General features: G+C 66.6%; 22 protein-coding genes and 1 tRNA gene. 10 read left to right on the plus strand and 13 right to left on the minus strand.

The window, feature by feature from the left end:
- Positions 1 to 15 precede the first annotated feature (15 nt).
- The 3 genes from sdhD to ABRP17_RS02025 are packed head-to-tail and all read right to left on the minus strand — an operon-like array spanning position 16 to position 1026.
- Positions 16 to 402: a succinate dehydrogenase, hydrophobic membrane anchor protein gene (gene sdhD / locus ABRP17_RS02015; RefSeq protein ID WP_188324363.1), complete on the minus strand. Its 387-nt coding sequence runs from the start codon at positions 400 to 402 to the stop codon at positions 16 to 18.
- Complete coding sequence (sdhC, locus tag ABRP17_RS02020; protein WP_188324364.1) at positions 399 to 794, minus strand: succinate dehydrogenase, cytochrome b556 subunit; 396 nt, start codon at positions 792 to 794, stop codon at positions 399 to 401. The genes sdhD and sdhC overlap by 4 nt, the downstream gene beginning before the upstream one ends.
- Positions 795 to 852: 58 nt before the next feature.
- Positions 853 to 1026: a DUF1674 domain-containing protein gene (locus ABRP17_RS02025; RefSeq protein WP_223202865.1), complete on the minus strand. Its 174-nt coding sequence runs from the start codon at positions 1024 to 1026 to the stop codon at positions 853 to 855.
- A 39-nt stretch (positions 1027 to 1065) separates the two neighbouring features.
- On the opposite strand from ABRP17_RS02025, the gene ABRP17_RS02030 reads away from it, so the two are divergent.
- A complete protein-coding gene (locus tag ABRP17_RS02030) occupies positions 1066 to 1926 on the plus strand; it encodes a folate-binding protein (RefSeq protein ID WP_349985977.1) in 861 nt (286 codons plus the stop codon).
- Between the two features lie 156 nt (positions 1927 to 2082).
- On the opposite strand, the gene ABRP17_RS02035 is transcribed toward ABRP17_RS02030, so the two are convergent.
- Positions 2083 to 3171 (minus strand): sn-glycerol-3-phosphate ABC transporter ATP-binding protein UgpC, encoded by a 1089-nt coding sequence (locus ABRP17_RS02035; RefSeq protein ID WP_349985976.1) that lies wholly within the window; start codon positions 3169 to 3171, stop codon positions 2083 to 2085.
- A 341-nt stretch (positions 3172 to 3512) separates the two neighbouring features.
- Between ABRP17_RS02035 and zwf the strand changes: the two genes are divergently transcribed.
- The 5 genes from zwf to eda all read left to right on the plus strand — a co-directional run bounded on the left by zwf (position 3513) and on the right by eda (position 9497).
- Positions 3513 to 4949: a glucose-6-phosphate dehydrogenase gene (gene zwf / locus ABRP17_RS02040; RefSeq protein WP_349985974.1), complete on the plus strand. Its 1437-nt coding sequence runs from the start codon at positions 3513 to 3515 to the stop codon at positions 4947 to 4949.
- Complete coding sequence (gene glk / locus ABRP17_RS02045; protein ID WP_188324368.1) at positions 4946 to 5953, plus strand: glucokinase; 1008 nt, start codon at positions 4946 to 4948, stop codon at positions 5951 to 5953. The genes zwf and glk overlap by 4 nt, the downstream gene beginning before the upstream one ends.
- Complete coding sequence (gene pgl, locus ABRP17_RS02050; RefSeq protein WP_188324369.1) at positions 5953 to 6675, plus strand: 6-phosphogluconolactonase; 723 nt, start codon at positions 5953 to 5955, stop codon at positions 6673 to 6675. Before glk ends, pgl begins: the two co-directional genes overlap by 1 nt.
- Positions 6676 to 6730: 55 nt before the next feature.
- Positions 6731 to 8647 (plus strand): phosphogluconate dehydratase, encoded by a 1917-nt coding sequence (gene edd, locus ABRP17_RS02055; protein ID WP_188324370.1) that lies wholly within the window; start codon positions 6731 to 6733, stop codon positions 8645 to 8647.
- A gap of 190 nt (positions 8648 to 8837) precedes the next feature.
- Entirely contained in the window at positions 8838 to 9497 is a 660-nt protein-coding gene (eda, locus tag ABRP17_RS02060; RefSeq protein WP_349985973.1) for a bifunctional 4-hydroxy-2-oxoglutarate aldolase/2-dehydro-3-deoxy-phosphogluconate aldolase, read from the plus strand.
- 89 nt (positions 9498 to 9586) lie between these two features.
- On the opposite strand, the gene ABRP17_RS02065 is transcribed toward eda, so the two are convergent.
- From ABRP17_RS02065 to ispG, 3 genes are all read right to left on the minus strand, one after another.
- Positions 9587 to 10234, minus strand: coding sequence for a response regulator (locus ABRP17_RS02065; RefSeq protein ID WP_188324372.1), 648 nt, complete (start codon positions 10232 to 10234; stop codon positions 9587 to 9589).
- 184 nt (positions 10235 to 10418) lie between these two features.
- Positions 10419 to 11159: a phosphatase PAP2 family protein gene (locus ABRP17_RS02070; RefSeq protein ID WP_192080590.1), complete on the minus strand. Its 741-nt coding sequence runs from the start codon at positions 11157 to 11159 to the stop codon at positions 10419 to 10421.
- Positions 11140 to 12405: a flavodoxin-dependent (E)-4-hydroxy-3-methylbut-2-enyl-diphosphate synthase gene (gene ispG, locus ABRP17_RS02075; protein WP_349985971.1), complete on the minus strand. Its 1266-nt coding sequence runs from the start codon at positions 12403 to 12405 to the stop codon at positions 11140 to 11142. Before ispG ends, ABRP17_RS02070 begins: the two co-directional genes overlap by 20 nt.
- Positions 12406 to 12519: 114 nt before the next feature.
- On the opposite strand from ispG, the gene ABRP17_RS02080 reads away from it, so the two are divergent.
- Together ABRP17_RS02080 and ABRP17_RS02085 are read left to right on the plus strand one after the other, a co-directional pair.
- A complete protein-coding gene (locus ABRP17_RS02080) occupies positions 12520 to 13749 on the plus strand; it encodes an ATP-binding protein (protein WP_188324375.1) in 1230 nt (409 codons plus the stop codon).
- Positions 13746 to 14330 carry a response regulator transcription factor gene (locus ABRP17_RS02085; RefSeq protein WP_192080584.1) on the plus strand — a complete coding sequence of 195 codons (585 nt, stop codon included), beginning with the start codon at positions 13746 to 13748 and terminating at the stop codon, positions 14328 to 14330. Before ABRP17_RS02080 ends, ABRP17_RS02085 begins: the two co-directional genes overlap by 4 nt.
- 99 nt (positions 14331 to 14429) lie before the next feature.
- On the opposite strand, the gene pgi is transcribed toward ABRP17_RS02085, so the two are convergent.
- Together pgi and panD are read right to left on the minus strand one after the other, a co-directional pair.
- A complete protein-coding gene (gene pgi, locus ABRP17_RS02090) occupies positions 14430 to 15938 on the minus strand; it encodes a glucose-6-phosphate isomerase (protein WP_349985970.1) in 1509 nt (502 codons plus the stop codon).
- Complete coding sequence (gene panD / locus ABRP17_RS02095) at positions 15935 to 16315, minus strand: aspartate 1-decarboxylase (RefSeq protein ID WP_182337771.1); 381 nt, start codon at positions 16313 to 16315, stop codon at positions 15935 to 15937. Before panD ends, pgi begins: the two co-directional genes overlap by 4 nt.
- A 170-nt stretch (positions 16316 to 16485) precedes the next feature.
- On the opposite strand from panD, the gene ABRP17_RS02100 reads away from it, so the two are divergent.
- On the plus strand, positions 16486 to 17052 hold the full coding sequence (locus tag ABRP17_RS02100; protein ID WP_349985969.1) for a hypothetical protein: 567 nt from the start codon (positions 16486 to 16488) through the stop codon (positions 17050 to 17052).
- A 77-nt stretch (positions 17053 to 17129) separates the two neighbouring features.
- Here the strand turns inward: ABRP17_RS02100 and panC are convergent, their stop codons facing one another.
- The 4 genes from panC to pcnB are packed head-to-tail and all read right to left on the minus strand — an operon-like array spanning position 17130 to position 20686.
- Positions 17130 to 17969 carry a pantoate--beta-alanine ligase gene (gene panC / locus ABRP17_RS02105; protein WP_349985968.1) on the minus strand — a complete coding sequence of 280 codons (840 nt, stop codon included), beginning with the start codon at positions 17967 to 17969 and terminating at the stop codon, positions 17130 to 17132.
- Positions 17966 to 18781, minus strand: a complete 816-nt coding sequence (gene panB, locus ABRP17_RS02110; protein ID WP_349985967.1) for a 3-methyl-2-oxobutanoate hydroxymethyltransferase — start codon at positions 18779 to 18781, stop codon at positions 17966 to 17968. The genes panC and panB overlap by 4 nt, the downstream gene beginning before the upstream one ends.
- A 31-nt stretch (positions 18782 to 18812) precedes the next feature.
- Positions 18813 to 19301: a 2-amino-4-hydroxy-6-hydroxymethyldihydropteridine diphosphokinase gene (gene folK, locus ABRP17_RS02115; RefSeq protein ID WP_349985966.1), complete on the minus strand. Its 489-nt coding sequence runs from the start codon at positions 19299 to 19301 to the stop codon at positions 18813 to 18815.
- A gap of 5 nt (positions 19302 to 19306) precedes the next feature.
- On the minus strand, positions 19307 to 20686 hold the full coding sequence (gene pcnB / locus ABRP17_RS02120) for a polynucleotide adenylyltransferase PcnB (RefSeq protein ID WP_188324382.1): 1380 nt from the start codon (positions 20684 to 20686) through the stop codon (positions 19307 to 19309).
- 53 nt (positions 20687 to 20739) lie between these two features.
- Between pcnB and ABRP17_RS02125 the strand changes: the two genes are divergently transcribed.
- A tRNA-Glu gene (locus ABRP17_RS02125) sits at positions 20740 to 20814 on the plus strand.
- The last annotated feature ends 137 nt before the right edge of the window (positions 20815 to 20951 follow it).

The following is a 20951-nucleotide window of genomic DNA, read 5'->3' on the forward strand; positions in this document are numbered from 1 at the left end:
TCTTGGTGCCTGGACTCAGGCAGCGCCGAGGGCAATGCGGACGACAGCGAATATGCTGACGATCGCGCCGAGCACGGCGATGAACTTCACCAGGGTCTGCAGCGCAAGCGCCACCAGCGAGTTGTGGATGTAGTCTTCCAGCACGATCTGCAGGCCAAGCTGGGCGTGCCAGAACATGGCCACCAGGAAGCCGACCACCAGCACCGCATTCCACGGCTTGGCGATGGCCGCCGACGCGGTCACGTAATCAGCGCCGACCAGACTCAGCACGAACACCAGGAACCAGATCGACAGCGCGACCAGCGCGGTGGCGGTCAGGCGCTGGTGGACGAAGTGTTCGGTACCGGTCTTGGCCGCGCCAAGGCCACGCACGTTCTTCAGCGGGGTGCGGTAACGGCTCATGCGGCACCTCCGGAAAGCACGACGTAGGCCCAGATCGCGGCGGTGATGACCAGCGATGCGAACACCGAAAGCCAGCTGCTGCGGACGAAGGCGGGGATGCTGAAGCCGATCGCGAAGTCCTGCACGATATGGCGCAGGCCATTGCACAGGTGGTAGGCGAAGGCCCAGGTCCAGGCAAACAGGAACAGCTTGCCGTACCAGGCGCCTGCGTGGTCGGTGAAGCAGGTCCAGGAGGCGGGGCCCATCATCAGGGCGAGCAGTCCGCCGGCAATGATCAAGGCTCCAACAGACAGAAAGATGCCGGTCGCTCGATGCAGAATCGAGGTGGCCATCTGGATCTGCCAGCGATACACCTGGAGGTGCGGGGAAAGGGGGCGTTCTCGGGTCGCCATTCGCTGGGCTCGTTGTCTCGGCTGGGCGGCACAGCTGCCGCGTTGGCTCAATGCTGGATCAAAAATCGATGCAGCGTCCGTTTTTCTCCCAATCACCGTACCGCACCGGATCAAGTCCGCCGCGGCCACCGTATTCCTTCTGCTCAGCAGGCATGCTTTCGGGCGCGGGCGCCTTCGGGTCCAGCGGAGCTTCAGATTCAGCGTCGGGAGTGGGGGTTGTTTGGCCTATCATCAGGATTCTCGCAACGCACAAATTCTAGACCTCACGCACGTGCCTGACAACCTTTCCCCTGATATCGATGCATATCGCCCATTGGCAGACCGCCAATTGCTGGCGATTTCCGGCCCCGACGCGGCGGTGTTCGCGCAGGCGCAATTCTCCAGCGATGTGCTCGCCCTCGCCGATGGCCACTGGCAGTGGAGCGCGTGGTTGACGGCCAAAGGCCGCACGATCGCGGTGTTTCAGCTCATTCGGATCACTTCCGATGATCTGCTGCTGATCTTCGCCGACGGCGACGCAGATGAGATTGCGTCGCAGTTGCAGCGTTTTGTGTTCCGTCGGAAAGTGAAAATTGGTCTGCGCGATGATCTTCAGCTGCAGGCCGCGTTCACTGCCCCGAAAACTGCTTCTGGCGCAGTTCTGGCCGGATCGCTGGCTGGATTCCTGGAATTGGACGTGGGTAGCGGGGACCTGCCGAGGACGATGCGCATTGCCGCCGACGCGCCCAGCCAGGTGGACGCCGGATTCACCGCGACGTGGCGCCAGGCGGACCTTCGCTTCGGTATACCGCGACTGGACGCAAGCCAGCGCGAACAGTGGACACCGCAGCAACTCGGCCTGGATCGACTGAACGGCTACAGCGTCAAGAAGGGCTGCTACCCGGGTCAGGAGATCGTGGCGCGCACGCATTTCCTTGGCAAGGCGAAGCGCGCGTTGCAGCTGTTGCAGCTTGCGGCCGGCGCCGCCCCCGGTGTGGCCGTGGAACAGAACGGCAGCACCTTGGGCACCGTAGCCTGCGTGGCCGGTGAGCTGGCGCTGGCGGTGTTGCCGCTGGAAGCCAGTGACGCCCCGCTGAGCGTAGCCGGCCAGCCCGCGCAGCGCCTCCCGCTGCTGGAAGGCTTGGCGCGGTAGAGCCGAAGGTGGCGCCGAGGGGAGCCGACGCCGGTGCCCACTGGTAGAGCCGACTTCAGTCGGCTGCCTTTCACGTGATGGCCGGTGGTCTCGGCCAGCCCCGCGCGCAGCCGACTAAAGTCGGCTCTACCCATCGGCTCTACCCGTCGACTGCCTTCAGGCGGTCAGGCGCTCGCCGGTTTCCGGGTCGAAGAAGTGCAGCGCGCCGGGTTGTACCGCCACCTGCAGGGTTTCGCCCACGGCGGGCAGCGAACGCGGTGCGACGCGCATGGTCAGGGCGTGGTTGCCGCTGACCATGTTGACGAAGATCTCGTTGCCCACCGGTTCGATCCCTTCGATGCGGGCCTCGAACGCCCACTCCGCATTGCCGTCGGCCGGCTGCAGATGCTCGGGCCGCACGCCGACGGCCACCGGCTTGTCCAGCCAGCGCGGATCGATCGTGGCCTGGCCCAGCGGCGCTTTCCATGCCCCGTCGATCACCGCCACGCCCGCCGCGGTCGCCTGCAGCGTGCCGCGCAGGATATTCATCGCCGGACTGCCGAGGAAGCCGGCCACGAACAGGTTCGCCGGTCGGTCATACAGCGCCATCGGCGTGTCGATCTGCTGGATCACGCCGTCCTTCAGCACCACGATGCGCTGGCCGAGGGTCATCGCCTCGACCTGATCGTGGGTGACGTAGATCATCGTGGTCCCCAGCTTGCGGTGCAGCTGCGCGATTTCCGTGCGCACGCTGTGGCGCAGCTTGGCGTCCAGGTTGGACAGCGGCTCATCGAGCAGGAACACCGCCGGCTCACGCACCAGGGCGCGACCCAGCGCGACGCGCTGGCGCTGGCCGCCGGACATCGCCTTGGGCAGCTTGTCCATCATGTCGGTCAGGCCAAGGGTCTGCGCCGCTTCGCTGATGCGCTTGTCGATGGTCGCCTTGTCGTGGCCGCGCAGCTTCAGGCCGAAGGCCAGGTTCTCGGCGACGGTCATGTGCGGATACAGCGCGTAGCTCTGGAACACCATCGCGATGTCGCGGTCTTTCGGCGCCACGTCGTTGACCACGCGGTCGCCGATGGTCAGCGTGCCGCCACTGATCTCTTCCAGCCCGGCGATCATCCGCAGCAGGGTCGACTTGCCGCAGCCCGAGGGGCCCACGAGCACCATCAACTCACCGTCAGCCACCTCAAAGGTGGCTTCCTTCACCGCGACCTGGCCGTTGTCGTAGACCTTGCGCACACCCTGCAACTGTACTTTTGCCATATCACTCTTCCAGTCCGCCCGTTGCCTGGGCATTGCATGTGGACTGCCTTCGGCCCTCCCGATGGCAGTGTTTTTGCCTCAGTGCCGCATGACGGCACCAATGCAATCGAATACAGTTGCACATTCTGCCATGTAAACGTTTTCACGTGGCAGTATCCGTAGGTTGCTGCGCACGCAGTGTGCATCGATGATGGAACGTACACCCGGCCCCTCGTGACGGGCAGCGCCAGCAGACGCTGGCATGCACCCACGATGGAACGGACAAAGCAGCGCCAAACCCCTCCCGGAACCCAGCCAGGCAGCGATTGACAACGATGTCACCCGGATCTGAAACTCGAGAAATGCACGATACCCTCTTCCTGTTCGGCGCCACTGGCGATCTGGCCCAGCGCTACCTCTTCCCTTCCCTGCTGCGGCTGCTTGGTGATGGTCTGCTGCCGGAAGACTTCAAGGTCCGTGCGCTGGCATTGTCGCCGCACGACACCGACGCCTTCCGGGACCTCCTGCGCCCGCGCCTGCAGCAATCCATGCCGGCGGCCAGCGAAGCGGACATCGCCTCGCTGCTGCAGCGCATCGACTACCGCTCGGTGGACCTGCGCAACGCCGACTCGGTCGCTGAAGCCGTGGCCGACCAGGTCGGCCGCCGCTGCGTGAGCTACCTGGCGATTCCGCCCGGCCTGTACATCTCCACCTGCGAAGGTCTGGCCAAGGGCGGCGCACTTGCCGCACCGCACCGGCTGATGCTGGAGAAGCCGATCGGCAGCGACAGCGAAAGCGCCGAGCAGATCATCAGCACCATCGGCCAGTGGATCGACGAAGACCGCGTGTTCCGCCTGGATCATTACCTCGGCAAGGCCGCGGTACAGAACCTGATCGCGCTGCGTTTCGGCAACACCCTGCTGGAAGCCGTGTGGAACCGGACCTACATCGAATCGGTGCACATCCTGGTGTCCGAGAGTGAAGGCGTGGATGGCCGCGATGCCTACTACGCGCGCTCCGGTGCGCTGCGCGACATGGTGCAGAGCCATATCCTGCAGCTGCTGTGCCTGGTGGCGATGGAGCCGCCGGCGTCGCTGGAAGCCGATCGCATCCGCGATGAAAAGGTCAAGGTGCTGCGCTCGCTGCGTCCGCTGGATGCCAAACACGCCGCACGTGACAGCGTGCGTGGCCGCTACACCGCCGGCAGCATCGACGGCCAGCCGGCGCAGGCCTATCAGCCGCCGGAAGGCAGCGACGTGGAAACCTTCGCCGGGGTCACCGCGCACATCGACAACTGGCGCTGGAGCGGCGTGCCGTTCCACCTGGTCACGGGCAAGCGACTTCCCGAGCGCACCAGCCGGGTGGTGGTCACGCTGAAGCCGGTCACCCATTGGTTGTTCGAGCGCCCGCATCGTGGCCAGGCCACGCCGAACCGTCTGGTGTTCCAGCTGCAGCCGCAGGAGAACATCGAGCTCGGCCTGATGAGCAGCCTGGCGGGCCCGGAATGGGGCGCGCTGGAACTGCAGCCTGTCGAGCTTGATCTGTCGGTACCGACCGGCCTGCACCGCCGCATTGCTTACGAACGCCTGTTCCTGGACGCCTTCAATGGCAACCACGCGTTGTTCGTCCGCGATGACGAGGTGCGTGCGGCATGGCACTGGATCGACAGCGTGGCCGATGCGTGGAAGAACGCCGATCTGCCGCTGCAGCCGTATGCCGCCGGCACCTGGGGCCCCGCCGAAGCGGCCGGCTTCCTGCCTGGCGATGTCATCGATACCGCACACGGAGACCCGGCATGACGGCGCAGGAGCGGCCGCTGCTGGTCGCCGACATCGGCGGCACCAATGCGCGCTTCGCACTGGCCGACACCGCCAGTGACACGCCGCTGCTGGAAGACAGCATCCGGGAATTCCCGGTGGTCGATTTTCCTTCGCTCGGTGATGCCGCACGGCATTACCTGCAGGAAGTCGCTGCCGAGGCAGACCGCGGCGTGTTCGCCGTTGCCGGTCGCGTGGACGGTGACGAGGCCCGCATCACCAACCACCCGTGGGTGATCTCGCGCAGCCGCACGGCGGCAATGCTCGGGTTTTCCGAGCTGCACCTGATCAATGACTTCGCCGCGCAGGCGATGGCCATCTCGCTGCTGCAGCCCAAGGATGTGGTGCAGATCGGCGGCGCCGCGTGGAGTCCGCGGCGCAGCGGTGCACCGGCCAACTACGGCGTCATCGGGCCTGGCACCGGCCTCGGCGTCGGTGGTCTGGTGATCCGTAATGACCGCTGCTTCCCGCTGGAAACCGAGGGCGGCCACGTCAGCTTCCCGCCGGGCACCCCGGAAGAGATCCGCATCCTGGAAATCCTGTCGGAAACCTTCGGCCGGGTATCCAACGAGCGCCTGATCTGTGGCCCCGGCCTGGTCAACATCCATCGCGCCGTCTGCGAAATGGCCGGCTTCGATCCGGGCCACCTCAAGCCGGCCGATGTCACCGCACGCGCCGCCACGGGCGATCCGCAGGCGATGCGTGCAGTGGACCTGTTCTGCGCGATCTTCGGCGCCATCGCCGGTGACCTGGTGCTCATCCAGGGGGCGTGGGACGGCGTGTTCCTGACCGGCGGCCTGGTGCCGCGCATGCTGGAATCCCTGCAGCATTCCGGCTTCCGCCAGCGCTTCGAACACAAGGGGCGTTTTTCTTCGATCATGGGCCGCGTTCCTTCGCTGGCCGTCATCCATCCCAATCCCGGCCTGCTCGGCGCGGCGGCCTATGCGGTCGATGCGCAGTGCGGTGCCCTCGGAGCTGTTGCCTGATGCCTGTTCCCTTCTCTACCGACCGCGTCGAATTCATCGCCCACCGCGAAGCCGACGGCTGGATCGAATCCGTTGCCGCGGACATGGCGAAGATCCTCAACGCCGACATCGCCGAACATGGCCGTGCGCGCATGCTGCTGTCCGGCGGCACCACCCCCGCGCCGGTGTACCAGGCACTGGCCGAGCTGGACGTGCACTGGGACCGCGTCGAGGTGGGGCTGGCCGACGAACGCTGGCTGTCGCCGCAGGATCGCGACAGCAATGCGCGCCTGGTCCGCGAAAACTTCCTGCAGCGTGCCGAAGGCGCCCATTTCGATCCGCTGGTGCGCATCGGCAAGCCGCTGGCCGAGTGCGTGTACACCGCCAACCTGCAGGCCCAGCACAGCCTGCAGCCGAGCGTGGTTGCACTGGGCATGGGCAATGACGGACATACCTGCTCGCTGTTCCCCGGCTCGCGCGAGCTGCCGCGTGCACTGGAAAGCACCCTGCCCTACGCCTCACTGGATGCGACCGGCTGCCCGGGCGCCAACCAGTGGCCGCTGCGCATCACCCTGACGCCGCATGGCCTGCGTTCCTGCCGCCAGCGCCTGCTGCTGCTGCGCGGCAAGCAGAAGCTGGAAGTGCTGCAGCACGCGCTGGACAGCAACGACGTCCACCAGTATCCGATCCTCGCCGCCATCGAACAGCCCGGTCCGCGCCTGCGCGTGCACTGGGCCGACTGACCTGATCGCCGTGAACCGCTTTCCCCCTCTCGCCACCTTCCAACGCTGGTAGCCAATGAGTCTGCATCCGCAACTGCACGCCATCACCGAGCGCATCGTCCGCCGCAGCGCCGCCTCGCGCGCCGCTTACCTGGCCGGGATTGATGCCGCCCTTCGCGATGGTCCGTTCCGCAGCCGCTTGAGCTGCGGCAACCTTGCCCACGGTTTCGCCGCCTGTGGCGGTACCGACAAGAGCCGCCTGCGTGGCGGTGTGACGCCGAACCTGGGCATCATCACCTCGTACAACGACATGCTGTCGGCCCACCAGCCGTTCGAGAGCTACCCGGAGCAGATCCGGCAGATCGCGCGTGAGCTGGGGGCGACCGCCCAGGTGGCCGGCGGCGTGCCGGCGATGTGCGACGGCGTGACCCAAGGCCGTGGCGGCATGGAGCTGTCGCTGTTCTCGCGTGATGTGATCGCCCAGTCCACCGCGATCGGCCTCAGCCACGACATGTTCGACGCGGCGATCTACCTTGGCGTGTGCGACAAGATCGTGCCCGGCCTGCTGATCGGCGCGCTCGCCTTCGGCCACCTGCCGTCGGTGTTCGTGCCGGCCGGACCGATGACCCCCGGCATCCCGAACAAGCAGAAAGCGGAAGTGCGTGAGCGCTACGCCGCCGGCGAAGCGACCCGCGAGGAGCTGCTGGAGGTGGAGGCCGCGTCGTACCACGGCGCCGGTACGTGCACGTTCTACGGCACGGCCAATTCCAACCAGGTGCTGCTGGAAGCCATGGGCGTGCAGCTGCCCGGTGCCTCGTTCGTCAATCCGGAACAGACCCTGCGCGGCGCGCTGACCCGCGAAGCCACCGTGCGCGCGCTGGACATGACCGCGCTGGGCGATGATTACCGCCCGATCGGCCGGATCATCGACGAGCGCGCAATCATCAACGCCATCGTGGCGCTGATGGCGACCGGTGGCTCGACCAACCACACCATCCACTGGATCGCCGTGGCACGTGCCGCCGGCATCGTGGTGACCTGGGACGACATGGACGAGCTGTCGCAGCTGATCCCGCTGCTGACCCGCGTCTATCCCAATGGCGAAGCCGATGTGAACCGCTTCGCCGCTGCCGGCGGACCGGCCTTCGTGTTCGGTGAACTGATCCGCGCCGGGCTGATGCACGGCGACATCGTCACCGTCGCCCGCGGCGGCATGGCCGACTACGCACGCGAGCCGCGCCTGCAGGACGGCCAAGTGGTATGGGTGGACGGCATCATCCGCAGCGCGGACGAGGACGTGGCGCGCGGCGTCGACAACCCCTTCGAAAGCCAAGGTGGTCTGCGCCTGCTGCGTGGCAACCTCGGCCGTTCGCTGATCAAGCTGTCTGCGGTGAAGCCGCAGTACCGCACCATTGAAGCGCCTGCCGTGGTTGTCGATGCGCCGCAGGTGCTGAACAAGCTGCATGCCGCTGGCCTGCTGCCGCAGGATTTCGTGGCAGTGGTGCGCTACCAGGGCCCGCGTGCGAACGGCATGCCCGAGCTGCATTCGCTGGCGCCGCTGCTGGGCCTGCTGCAGAACCAGGGCCGCCGCGTGGCGTTGGTCACCGATGGTCGCCTGTCCGGTGCGTCGGGCAAGATTCCGGCGGCGATCCACGTGACGCCGGAGGCCGCACGTGGCGGTCCGCTGGGCAAGGTACGCGAGGGCGACATCATCCGCCTGGATGGTGAAGCGGGCACGCTGGAAGTGCTGATCGATGCGGCCGAGTGGGCAGCGCGCGAGCAGGCACCGAACACGGCGCCGGCAGCCAATGATCTGGGCCGCAACCTGTTCGCGATCAATCGTCTGGTAGTGGGTCCCGCCGACCAGGGGGCGATTTCGATTTCCTGCGGGCCAGCAGCCTCTGACGGCAGTGCGTGGGATTACGACGCGGAATACGAACTGGGGCATGACGCCGCAGCGGCGGCGGCACCGCACGAGTCGAAGGACGCCTGAGCATCATGCGGTGACGATTCCTGGCCGAGGCTGCGGGAGGCCTCGATCAGGACACGCCGCAAGTACGTCCATGTAGGCTCGCACACGCGCATCCCTGCGCGAGAGCGGTCCTGACCGAGGCCTCCCGCAGCCTCCGGACACATTCCTGGCGCGTTGTGCGCAGCAGAAGAAAAGAAAGGAAAAGCAGAGCATGGGTATCGCAGAGCATCAGGTACGGGCGGCGGAATTATTGCGTGCAGCGGGCATCCTGCCGGTAGTGACCGTCCATACGCTGGATCAGGCGCGAGCGGTCAGCGCGGCGTTGCTGGAAGGCGGCCTGCCGGCCATCGAGCTGACCCTGCGCACGCCGGTGGCGATGGACGCGCTGGCGATGTTGAAGCGCGAACTGCCAGGCGTGGTGGTGGGTGCAGGCACCGTGCTGACGGTGGAGCAGATGCAGCAGTCCATCGATGCGGGTGCGGATTTCCTGGTGACGCCGGGGACGCCGGCGCACATGGCCGATGCGTTGGCCGCGGCACCGCTGCCGGTCGTGCCGGGTGCGGCCTCGCCGACCGAACTGCTGGCCTTGTACGCGCGGGGGTTCCGGGTATGCAAGCTGTTCCCGGCCACCGCCGTGGGCGGGCTGGCGATGATCAAGGGACTGGCCGGACCGGTGCCGGAGCTGAAGCTCTGCCCGACCGGCGGCATCACCGAAGACAGCGCCGCAGAGTACCTCGAGCAGAAGAACGTGCTCTGCATCGGTGGGTCGTGGATGGTGCCGGGCAACTGGATCGCCGACGGCGCGTGGGACAAGGTGCGCGACGCAGCGGCGGGTGCGGCGAAGATCGTCGCCCGGGTGCGCGGTCACTGAAGCGGTAGCGCCGCGCCCTGCGCGGCGGCGGACGACAGGGTGACGATCAACGGTCGTCACCCAACCACACGTACCGCTACCTGCTCCGATCACATCGGGCGGGCGGGGTCCACCAGGCCGTACTGGCTGGCCATGCGCGCCAGCGCGATGTTGTCGTGGATACCCATCTTCTCGAACAGGCGTGCCTTGTGCGTATTGATGGTCTTCGCGCTCAGGCTGAGCCGGCGCGCGATGTCTTCCTGGCGCAGCCCCTGGGTCAACAACAGGGCCACTTCCAGCTCGCGCGGCGACAGGCTGTCGAACGGCGAGGCACTGCCCTCCACCGTGGACAACGCCAGGTTCTGCGCGATGTTGCTGCCCAGGTAGCGCCGTCCCTGCGATGCCTCGCGGACCGCGCGCAGCAGCTCCTGCGCGTTGCAGCCTTTGCTGATGTAGCCGGACGCACCGGCCTCCAGCAGCCGCTTGGGCATGGGGCCATCTTCCAGCACGGACACGATGACCACGCGGGTGGCCTCCTGCCCGCGCACGATGCGCTCGGTGACTTCCAGGCCACTGACGCCCGGCAGGTGCAGGTCGCACAGCACGACGTCCGGCTTCAGCTGGCGGATTTCGCGCAGCGCATCCTCGCCACACTCCGCCTCGCCGATGACCTCGATATCGGTCTCACCGGACAAAATCATCTTCATTCCGGTACGGACCAGTGCGTGGTCATCCACCAGATAGATACGAATCGTCATGCATGTTCCCCTTTCACCACCGCTGCCGTCTTCCACGGTAGGTACCGCGCAGACGCCCCACAAGCGTAGTTCCCGACGGTCGCTGCCGAACTGCGGCCAGAATCACATAACGCCCGTGTCTGACCCTGTATCGCTCGCCGTGAACCTGCTTGTCCGATCAATATAGCCTATAGGAGGCGCATCTTTACGGTTTGTTCACGTCAGCCCGGGCGAGCGGCCCACGCCGGGGACCCCACGGACGCCGCTGGCGGAACATCACCAGATAGCAGCCCACGACCCACACCAGCGCCGCACACCAGCCGGCCAGGATGTCGGAGGGGTAATGCACGCCCAGATAGATCCGCGAGATGCTGACCAGCACCGCGAACAGAGGCGCACCGATCAGCACCGGCACACGCCAGCGCGTGTTCCACGCCAGCAGCACGACCACGCAGGCGAAGGTCATCGAGCCCATCGCATGACCGCTGGGGAAGCTGTACGTGGACTCTGGCGCGATGGACTCCCATAGGCTTGGCCGATCGCGCTGGAAGAACTGCTTGCTGCCCATGTTGAGCAGGGCAGATCCGACGAACGCGATCGCCGCGAAGCTGGCCTCACGCCAGTGCCGACGCAGCAGCAGGGCCGCCACGATGACCACGTCGGCCGGGATCAGGAACCACTCATAGCCCAGCCGCGTGACGACCACGACGAACTGGTCAAGCGCCGGGCCATGCCAGCCATGCATGCGCATCAGCAGCGGGGCGTCGAAGTGGAACGATTCGAACTCATGTACTTCATCGGCCAACGCAACGAACACCGCCAGCGGCACCAGCACGCCGGCGAACAGCAGCAGGAAGCGCCACGCGTTGCGCGACAGCCAGTGACGAACCCCTGCCGCCTCTTCCTGGCCGTCCGGTCCGACGAGGTTATCCGGCACTTCGGACATAGTTGCGCTCGACGTAGTCATCGATCAGGGCCACGAATTCCTGGGCGATGTTCTCGCCGCGCAGGGTGACCGACTTCTCGCCATCGACAAATACCGGCGCCGACGGCGCTTCCCCGGTGCCCGGCAGCGAGATGCCGATGTTGGCGTGCCGCGACTCACCCGGGCCGTTGACGATGCAGCCCATCACCGCCAAGGTCATGTTCTCGGCGCCGGGGTGCTCGATCTTCCACAGCGGCATGCGCTCGCGCACGTGGTTCTGCACGACCTTGGCCAGCTCCTGGAAGAACTCGGAGGTGGTGCGGCCACAACCGGGGCAGGCGGTGACCAGCGGCGTGAACGCGCGCTGGCCCGTGGTCTGCAACAGTTCCTGGGCGACGATCACTTCCTGCGTACGCGACTGGCCCGGTTCGGGCGTCAGCGATATCCGGATGGTGTCACCGATACCTTCCTGCATCAGCACCGCCAGCGCGGCTGCCGAGGCGACGATGCCCTTGCTGCCGATGCCTGCTTCGGTCAGGCCGAGGTGCAGGGCGAAATCGGACCGCTGCGCCAGGTCGCGATACACGGCGATCAGTTCCTGCACGCCACTGACCTTGGCCGACAGCACGATGCGGTCGCGCGGGAGGCCCAGGTCGACGGCGGTTTCCGCCGAATCCAGTGCCGACCGGATCAGCGCCTCGCGCAGCACCCGCCCGGCATCCCACGGCTGCGCGCGCTGGGTATTTTCATCCATCAATCTGGCGGCCAGCGACTGGTCCAGCGAGCCCCAGTTCGCGCCGATGCGCACCGGCTTGTCGTAGCGGATGGCGAACTCGATCAACTGCGCGAACTGCAGGTCTTTTTTCTTGCCGAAGCCCACGTTGCCGGGATTGATGCGGTACTTCGCCAACGCTTCGGCGCAGGCCGGCTCGGCGGTGAGCAGCTGATGGCCGTTGTAATGGAAATCGCCGATCAGCGGCACCTCGATGCCCATCATCGCCAGCTTCTCGACGATGCGCGGGATCGCGGCAGCCGATTCGGCGTTGTTGACCGTCAACCGGACCATTTCCGATCCAGCGCGCCACAGTTCGGCGACCTGCTTGACGCTGGACGCCACGTCGGCGGTATCGGTGTTGGTCATCGACTGCACCACCACGGGCTTGCCACCGCCCACGACCACCCCGCCGATGCGGACAGGTTGGGTCAGGCGGCGCGGCCAGGCGGTGGGCTCGGCAGGAGGTGTGGGGCGGGAGACGGCGTCATGCATCGGATTATTCTAGCGCTGCCGCGCGCACGCCGGGTGACTCCCATTCAGTGCCGGTGCGGTCTGCGGCCGATTGTCGCAGGCAGGACACACGGGGAGCGCATACGATGAGCGCCCATGACCTCTCCCGACGCCCCGTTCCTGCAGACCCTGTGCAGCCTGCGCTGGCTGGCTACCGCCGGCCAGGCGGCGACCATCCTGGTGGCCACCTGGGTGCTGGGCCTGCCGCTGCCGCAGGTGCCCCTGTGGGCCGGCGTGCTGGTGCTGGCCCTGTTCAACACGTACGCGCAGCTGCGCGTGCACGGCACCGATACCGCGCCAGTCACCGCCTTCGGCCATATTCTGGTGGATGTCACCGTACTGACCTGGATGGTCGGCTGGAGCGGCGGCATCAGCAATCCTTTCGGCTCGCTGTTCCTCATCCTGATCGCATTGGCGGCACTGGCCCTGCCGGCACGCTGGACGCTGGCGGTGGCCGCGTCGTGCCTCATCGGTTACTCGGTGAGCGCCGCGTTCGGCCTGCCGCTGCCGGCCGGCGGCTACTTCGCCCCGGAAGACCTGCAGCAGTGGGGCGTGGTGGCCAACTTCCTGATCTCGGTGACGGTGGTGCTGGCGTTCTCCACGCGGCTGGCGGTTGCCCTGCGCCAGCGCGAACACGAGCTGTCACTGCTGCGCGAACGCTTCGCCCGCAACGAGGGCATCGTCGCGCTGGCCACCCATGCCGCATCGGTGGCGCATGAGCTGAACACCCCGCTGGCGACGATGACGCTGCTGGCCGACGATATCGCCGAGCAGAACGAAAGTGCCGAGGTGCGCGACGACGTGGAAACCCTGCGCGAACTGCTGGTGCAGTGCCGCGAGCGGGTCCTGGCCCTGGCCGCGCCGGCATCACCGGATGTGCCCGGGCGAGGACCGGCCACCGCGCTGCAGGTGCTGGAGCAATGGCGGCTGGTACGGCCGACCATCATCCTCAGCCGCAACGCAGATGCCCCGCTTACCCTGCCGCTGGATGCCGGCGTCGGCCACCTGCTGATGGTGCTGCTGAACAACGCCGCCGAGGCCGGTGAAAACGCCGGACGCGCGGAAGTCGAACTGTCGCTGCGCATCGAGGGCGACGACCTGGTGGGCGAAGTCCGTGACTTCGGCCACGGCTTCGATGCACGCCAGGCCGTCCTGCCCGCCACCCTGTTCAGCTCAAGCAAGAGCGAGGGCATGGGCGTCGGCCTGGCCCTGTCCCACGCCACCATCGAACGGCTGCATGGCGAAATGTGGATGCGCCCTGCGCATGGCGCAGGCAGCCGCGTCGGCTTCCGTATTCCGCTGGTCCCCCGCGAGGAAACCCCATGAACACTGCCCTGCCCTCTTCCGCCGCAGGCCTGCATGGCGATGGCCTGCTGGTCGACGATGACGAACTGTACCTGCGCACGCTGCAGCGCAGCCTGGCCCGCAAAGGCCTGGAAACGCGCACCGCGCAGGACTCAGCAAGTGCCCTGTTGCTCGCCCGCCAGCAGCCGCCCGCGTTCGCGCTGATCGACCTGAAGCTGGGCAGCGAGTCCGGGCTGGCGCTGATCCAGCCCCTGCGTGCCCTGCGCGAAGACATGCGCATCCTGCTGGTCACCGGGTATGCAAGCATCGCCACGGCCGTCGAGGCCATCAAGCTGGGCGCCGATGACTACCTGCCCAAGCCGGCCACGGTGCCGATGATCCTGCGCGCGCTGGGGGAAGAAGATGACGGCCCGGCCGACGATGGCGAGCTGGACCTGCCTGATGCGATGACGCCGATCAGCCGGCTGCAGTGGGAGCACATCCAGCAGGCGATGCATGAAACCGGCGGCAACGTATCGGCCGCCGCGCGCCTGCTCGGCATGCACCGGCGTTCGTTGCAGCGCAAGCTGGCCAAACGCCCGAGCCCGGAACCTTCACGCTGACGGCGGAATGCCGGCCCGCGCGCGATGCGTCTGGTAGCGCCGAGCCATGCTCGGCGGAATGCCGGCCCCGCGTGACACACCACGGGGCATCTACCTGACTTACAACAAACGCAGGATCTCGCGGGTCATCGGATCCGTGATCTCCACTGCCTCGCCCTGCAGCGCCGGCAGCAACTGGCCTGCCAACTGCTTGCCCAGCTCCACGCCGAACTGGTCGAACGCGTTGATGTTCCAGATCACCGACTGCACATACACCGCGTGTTCGTACATCGCGATCAGTGCACCCAGCGCCTGCGGCGTCAGTGCATCCAACAGGATCATGGTGCTCGGACGACCGCCCGGGTAATCCCGATGCGGGTCATCGCTGGACTGGCCATTGGCCAGGGCCTCGGTCTGCGCCAGCAGGTTCGCCAGCAGCGCCTGATGGTTGACCGTGTACGGATCATCGCTGCGCACGCAGCCGATGAAATCGGCCGGAATCACACTGGTCCCCTGGTGCAGCGCCTGGAAGAAGCTGTGCTGCACATCGGTGCCCGCCCCGCCCCACCATACCGGCACGGTATCGCTGGCCACCGGCTGCCCATCGCGCTGCACGCGCTTGCCCAGGCTTTCCATCACCAGCTGCTGCAGGTAAGCCGGCAGCAAGGCCAGACGCTGGTCGTAGGTCATCACCGCATGCGTGGCATGACCCAGCAGGTTGCGGTTCCAGATATCGGTCAGCGCGTGCAGCACCGGCAGGTTGCGCTCGAGCGGCGCGTCCAGTGCGTGCGCGTCCATCTGCGAGGCGCCGTCCAGCAACTGCTCGAAACGTTCAAAGCCAATGGCCAGCGCGATGGGGAAACCAACGGCCGACCACAGCGAATACCGGCCACCCACCCAGTCCCACATCGGCAGCACGCGGCTGGATGCGATGTCGAACGCCTTCGCTGCACGTTCGGGATTGGCGCTGACCGCATACAGACGTTCGCTGCCGCCCAGCCAGTCGTGCAGGATCTGCCCGTTGAGCAGGGTCTCCTGCGTGCCGAAGGTCTTGGAGATCAGGATGCCGGCGGTGCGCGCCGGATCCAGCGTAGCCAGCGTGCGCTGCATGGCCGCGCCATCCACGTTGGACACGAAATGCACGCGCAGCCGGCTGCCATCAACCGGGCGCAGGGCATCGGCCACCAACCGCGGACCGAGGTCCGAACCGCCGATGCCGACGCTGACGACGTCGGTGACGCCACTGGTTTCCAGCGCGCGCACCAGCTCGCCCATCTGCTGCCGGACCTGGCGTGCCGTAGCGAACGCGTCGGCGGCGACCGGCGCATCCACCACATCGCCACGCAGCGCGGTATGCAGCGCGGCGCGGCCTTCGGTCAGGTTGACCTGCTCGCCACGGAACAGGCGTGTGATCGCACCGCCCACGTCGCGTTCGGCGGCCAGCGCCAGCAACGCCTGCAACGCAGCGGCATCGTACTTCTGCCGCGCGAAGTTGACATACAACGGACCGACCCGCAGCGCCAGATCGGTGACACGGCCGGGTTCGGCGGTGAGCAGATCCGGGATGCGCGCGCCACGCAGGCGCTGGGCATGGGAGTGAAGCGCGTCGAGTCCGTTGTGTGTGGTCATGCGGCCTGGGTCGGGATGCTGTCGTTGGTGTGGGAGATCTGGTTGTTGCCATCCACATATACCAGCTTCGGCCGGAAGCTGTCTGCTTCCTGCTCGGTCATGCTGGCGAACGCGGCGATGATGATGATGTCGCCGACCTGCACGTGGCGCGCCGCGCCGCCGTTGAGCGACACCACGCCGCTACCGGCCTCGGCACGGATGGCGTAGGTGCTGAAACGGGCGCCGTTGGTGACGTCCCAGATATGCACCTGTTCGAACTCGCGGATGCCGGTGGCAGCCAACAGGTTGTCGTCGATCGCGATCGACCCTTCGTAGTTCAGCTCCGAATGGGTGACGGTGGCGCGGTGGATCTTGGTCTTCAGCAGGGACAGATGCATGGCACAGGCAACGCGGTAAAGGAAAGTCCGGATTCTACCATCTGGGGGATTGGCGACAGGGGCAGCCCATGCCAGTCAGGCGGCGGTTCAGGTACTGGCGGCCACGCACGATTCCCGCAAGCGCGGCTTGCTTGCATCCGCTGAACTGTCCGCTTCAACCGGGAGTACCCATGTTCGCCACCCTCAGCCGTGCCAAGGATTTCAACCAGCTTGTCAGCCGCTTCTCCGGTCCTACCCGGATCGGCGATGTGCCGGCAGAACCCCGCCGACGCAAGCTGCGTGCGGTCGCCGTGCGCAACGTGCACCGGCCACCTGTGGGGCCGCCACGGCGCCGCGTTGAGAGGTCAGGCGCCGGCCCGGCGGAAACTGCGCCGCTAGCGGGCAAGGCGAAGGACGCTATGCAGTTTCCCGCCACCGGCATCTATGCCGCGCATCCGATGCTGCGCAGAATCGCAAACCTGGAAGCCAAGCTGGCGCAGGCCGCGTGGGCCGAGGCCGAACAGACCGACAAGGCGATCTCGGTGGCCAGCGGCTTCCGCTACCGACCTTCCGCCCCGGCTAACGCAGTGAGCCCTGCGCCATCCCGCACGCCCACGCTTATGGATACCGAATCAGACAGGGCGATGGAGATCGCGGTGCAGATCCATGAACAGCGGATGGCACGCGGGCAGCCGGTCTACCCCGATCGAACGTGGTATCGCGAAGGGCTGGTCAGGCGGGCGCTGGAGCAGGTGTAAAAAAGGGTCAAAGTCCTTTTCGCTTCGCGAAACGGACTCTGACCCGGTTGCGCCCCCGTTTGCGCCATGCCCCAGCGTCAGAACTCGAGATTGTCGATCAGGCGCGTGCTGCCCAGCCGGGCAGCGATCAGGGCCACGCGCGGGCCGCCTTCATGCGGCGGTTCGATCAGGTCCGGCGTGCGCAGTGCGGCATAGTCCACCTGGAAGCCTGCCGCCTGCAGCGCGTCTGCAGCATCAGCCTCGATGCGCTCGCGCGCATGCCCGCTGATGTAGCCCTCGCGCATCCCCGTCAACACCCGGTGGATGGTGGTCGCCGCCGGGCGTTGCGCTGCATCGAGGTACTGGTTGCGCGAACTCATGGCCAGGCCATCGTCTTCGCGCACGATGTCACCGCCGACGATCTGGATGGGGAATGCCAGGTCGGCCACCATCTGCCGGATCACCGCCAACTGCTGGTAGTCCTTCTTGCCGAACGCGGCCACGTCGGGCTGGACCTGGTTGAACAGGCGCGATACGACCGTGCACACGCCATCGAAATGGCCAGGGCGGTGCGCCCCTTCAAGCAGGCCACTGATGCCGGGCACGCTGACATTGGCCGCCAGCTCGACGCCGAACGGGTACATCGATTCGACGGTCGGCAACCACAGCACGTCGCAGCCCGCGTCTTCCAAGCCACTGGTGTCGGCCTCGGGGGTGCGCGGGTAGCGGGTGAAATCCTCGTTCGGGCCGAACTGCGTCGGGTTGACGAACACGCTGGACACCACGCGGTCGGCGTACTGCCGCGCCAGCGCGACCAGCGAATAATGGCCCGCATGCAGGTTGCCCATGGTGGGCACCAGCGCAACGCGCAGCCCCTCGCGCTTCCAGCCGCTGACGATGGCGCGCAGCTGGGCAAGTTCGGTGACGGTCTCGATCATGATGCGTAGGCGTGCTCAGCGTCGGGGAAAGTGCCGGCGCGCACGGCGTCGGCGTAGGCACGGACAGCACCGGCCACCGAACCGCCTTCGGCAAGGAAATCCTTGACGAACTTGGGCCGGCGGTGGCCACTGTCCAGGCCGAGAAGGTCATGCATCACCAGCACCTGGCCATCGCACTGCGGGCCGGCGCCGATGCCGATGGTGGGCACGGACACCGCCGCGGTTGCTGCGGCGGCAACGGGGGTGGGCAGGCATTCCAGCACGATCATGCTGGCGCCTGCCTCGACCACGGCCTTGGCATCTTCCACCAGCTGCCGCGCGGCATCACCACGGCCCTGCACGCGATAGCCACCCAGCCGCAGTACTGACTGCGGGGTCAGCCCAAGGTGCGAACAGACCGGAATCTCGCGTTCCACCAGATGGCGGATGATGTCCAGCTTGAAGCCGGCGCCTTCGATCTTGACCATTTCCGCGCCGGCCTGCAGCAGCTGCAGCGATGCATCGAACGCGCGCTCGGGCGTAGCGTCCGCACCAAAGGGCAGATCCGCCACCAACAGCGCGCGTTCCAGTACGCGGGCCACCGCACGGGTGTGGTAGACCATGTCGGCAACGGTCACCGGCAGCGTGGAATCATGGCCCTGCACCACCATGCCCAGTGAATCGCCAATCAGGACGATGTCGACCCCGTTGGCATCGAAGGCGCGGGCGAACCCTGCGTCATAGGCGGTCAACATGACCAGCTTCTGGCCGTTGCGCTTGGCCTCCGCCAGCGCCGGGACGGTCCAGGGCTTGCTGTCTGCGTGCGTGCTCATCAGGAAATAACCGGGGGTGATAACGCGCCCATTATCCCTCTAACCGGGAAATCCCGCAGGGGTCCACCTGCATCACTGCATCCTGCACGCGACCATGACCGGGAAGCACAAGCCCGGGAGCCACTTCCGCCAGCGGCACCAGGACGAACGCACGCTGGTGCAGGAAGGGATGCGGCACGGTCAGCTCGGCCAGATCAATCATCTGGTCGGCATACAGCAGGATATCCAGGTCCAGCATGCGCGGCCCCCAGTGCAGGGACGGATCGCGCACCCGGCCGAACTGCTGCTCCAGCGCCAGCAAGGCGTGCAGCAGGGCCAGCGGCGGCAGCGTGGTCTGCACGCAGGCCACCGCGTTGACGAAGGGCGGCTGATCCTCGTTGCCCCACGCAGGGGTGGCGTACAGCGAGGATGCCCGTAGGAGCGTCGTGTCCGCCAGGCCATCGAGCGCGCGCAATGCACCGCGCACGCTTCCCTCGGCGTCGCCGAGGTTGGCCCCGAGCCCGATCCAGGCCTCGACCATGCGACTTATTCCGCCGGCGCGGAGGCGGCACCTTCCGGACGACGACGGCGACGACGACGCTTGCGCGGCGCGTCCTCTTCGCTGGCGTCATCCTGCTCGTGGATATCGTCCAGCGTGGTCTCCAGCTCGCGGCCGGATTGCTGCTGTGCCTCGCGCCAGAACGCCACGTCGGCAGCGTGCTCGCTGGACGCCACCTGGCGCAGGATCAGGAAATCGAAGGCGGCGCGGAAGCGCGGGTGGGTCAGGGTGCGGAACACCCGCTTGCGCTGGCGCGATCCGAAGCGTGCCTGCAGCAACCAGATCTCCTGCATCGGCAGGGAGAACCGGCGCGGCAGTGCCACGGTAGTCAGCTGGTGCAGGGTCACCCGATCGGCCGCACGGCGCTGCGCCTCTTCTTCAGCCACGCCCTGCTTGAGCAGGCTGGCCTGGGCGCGGCAGAACGCCGGCCACAGCAGCAGCGCGAACAGGAACGACGGCGACACCGGCTCATCATTGGCCACGCGCAGGTCGGTGTTGGCCAGACCTTCGATCAACATGCGGCGCAGCGCGCCACTGCGGTTGGAGCGCAGCGCCTTGCCGCTTTCCGGGAACAGCACGTCGAACAAGCCATAGCGCTCGAGTCCCTCGAAGCTGGCCACGCCGTGGCCGGACAGGAACAGCTTCAGCACTTCCTCGAACAGGCGTGCGGGCGCGGCTTCGTTCAGCAGGTTCGCCAGCTGCGGAATCGGCGCGGCGGTCTTCTCTTCAATCTGGAAACCGAGCTTGGCCGCCAGGCGGATCGCGCGCAGCATGCGCACCGGATCTTCGCGATAGCGCTGCTCCGGGTCGCCGATCAGCTTCATCAGGCGCGCCTGCACGTCTTCAAAGCCACCGGTGTAGTCGCGCACCGAGAAATCCTCGACCGCGTAATACAACGCATTGCAGGTGAAATCGCGGCGGATCGCATCCTCTTCGATGGAGCCGTACACGTTGTCGCGCACCAGCATGCCGTTGTCCATCTCGCGGTCACCGCTGCCATCATCAAGATTGGCGCGGAAGGTGGCCACTTCGATGATCTCGCGGCCGAACACCACATGGGCCAGGCGGAAACGGCGGCCGATCAGCCGGCAGTTGCGGAACTGCTGCTTGACCTGCTCGGGCGTGGCGTCGGTGGCCACGTCGAAATCTTTGGGATGGCCATTGACCAGCAGGTCACGCACGGCACCGCCTACCAGGTAGGCGCCGAAGCCGGCATCACGCAGGCGGTACAGCACGCGCAGTGCGTTCGGGCTGATGTCCTTGCGGGAGATGGTGTGCTGGTCGCGCGGGATGACGCGCAGGCTTATCGGAGTTGTCACGGAGGAAATGATGTTGGCGCTTCCGGTTGAAGTTTCGGGATTGCCCAATGGCATCGAGATGCATATACTAGCGCGCCTGCCCCGGCAGTGACACTTCAAACGCTCCCTTCGTCTAATGGTTAGGACGTGGCCCTCTCAAGGCTAAAACAGGGGTTCGAGTCCCCTAGGGAGCACCAGTCACTGCAGCAGGAAGCAAAAAGCCCGCCAAAAGCGGGCTTTTCTGCGTCCAGCCCCTGCTGTTGCACCCGGTAGAGCCGGCTTCAGCCGGCTGCACCACGCACGACATCCCGCCGCCGCAGGAAACGGTCGACCC

The sequence above is a fragment of the Stenotrophomonas sp. WHRI 8082 genome (genome assembly GCF_040223995.2).
Taxonomy (GTDB): Bacteria; Pseudomonadota; Gammaproteobacteria; order Xanthomonadales; family Xanthomonadaceae; genus Stenotrophomonas.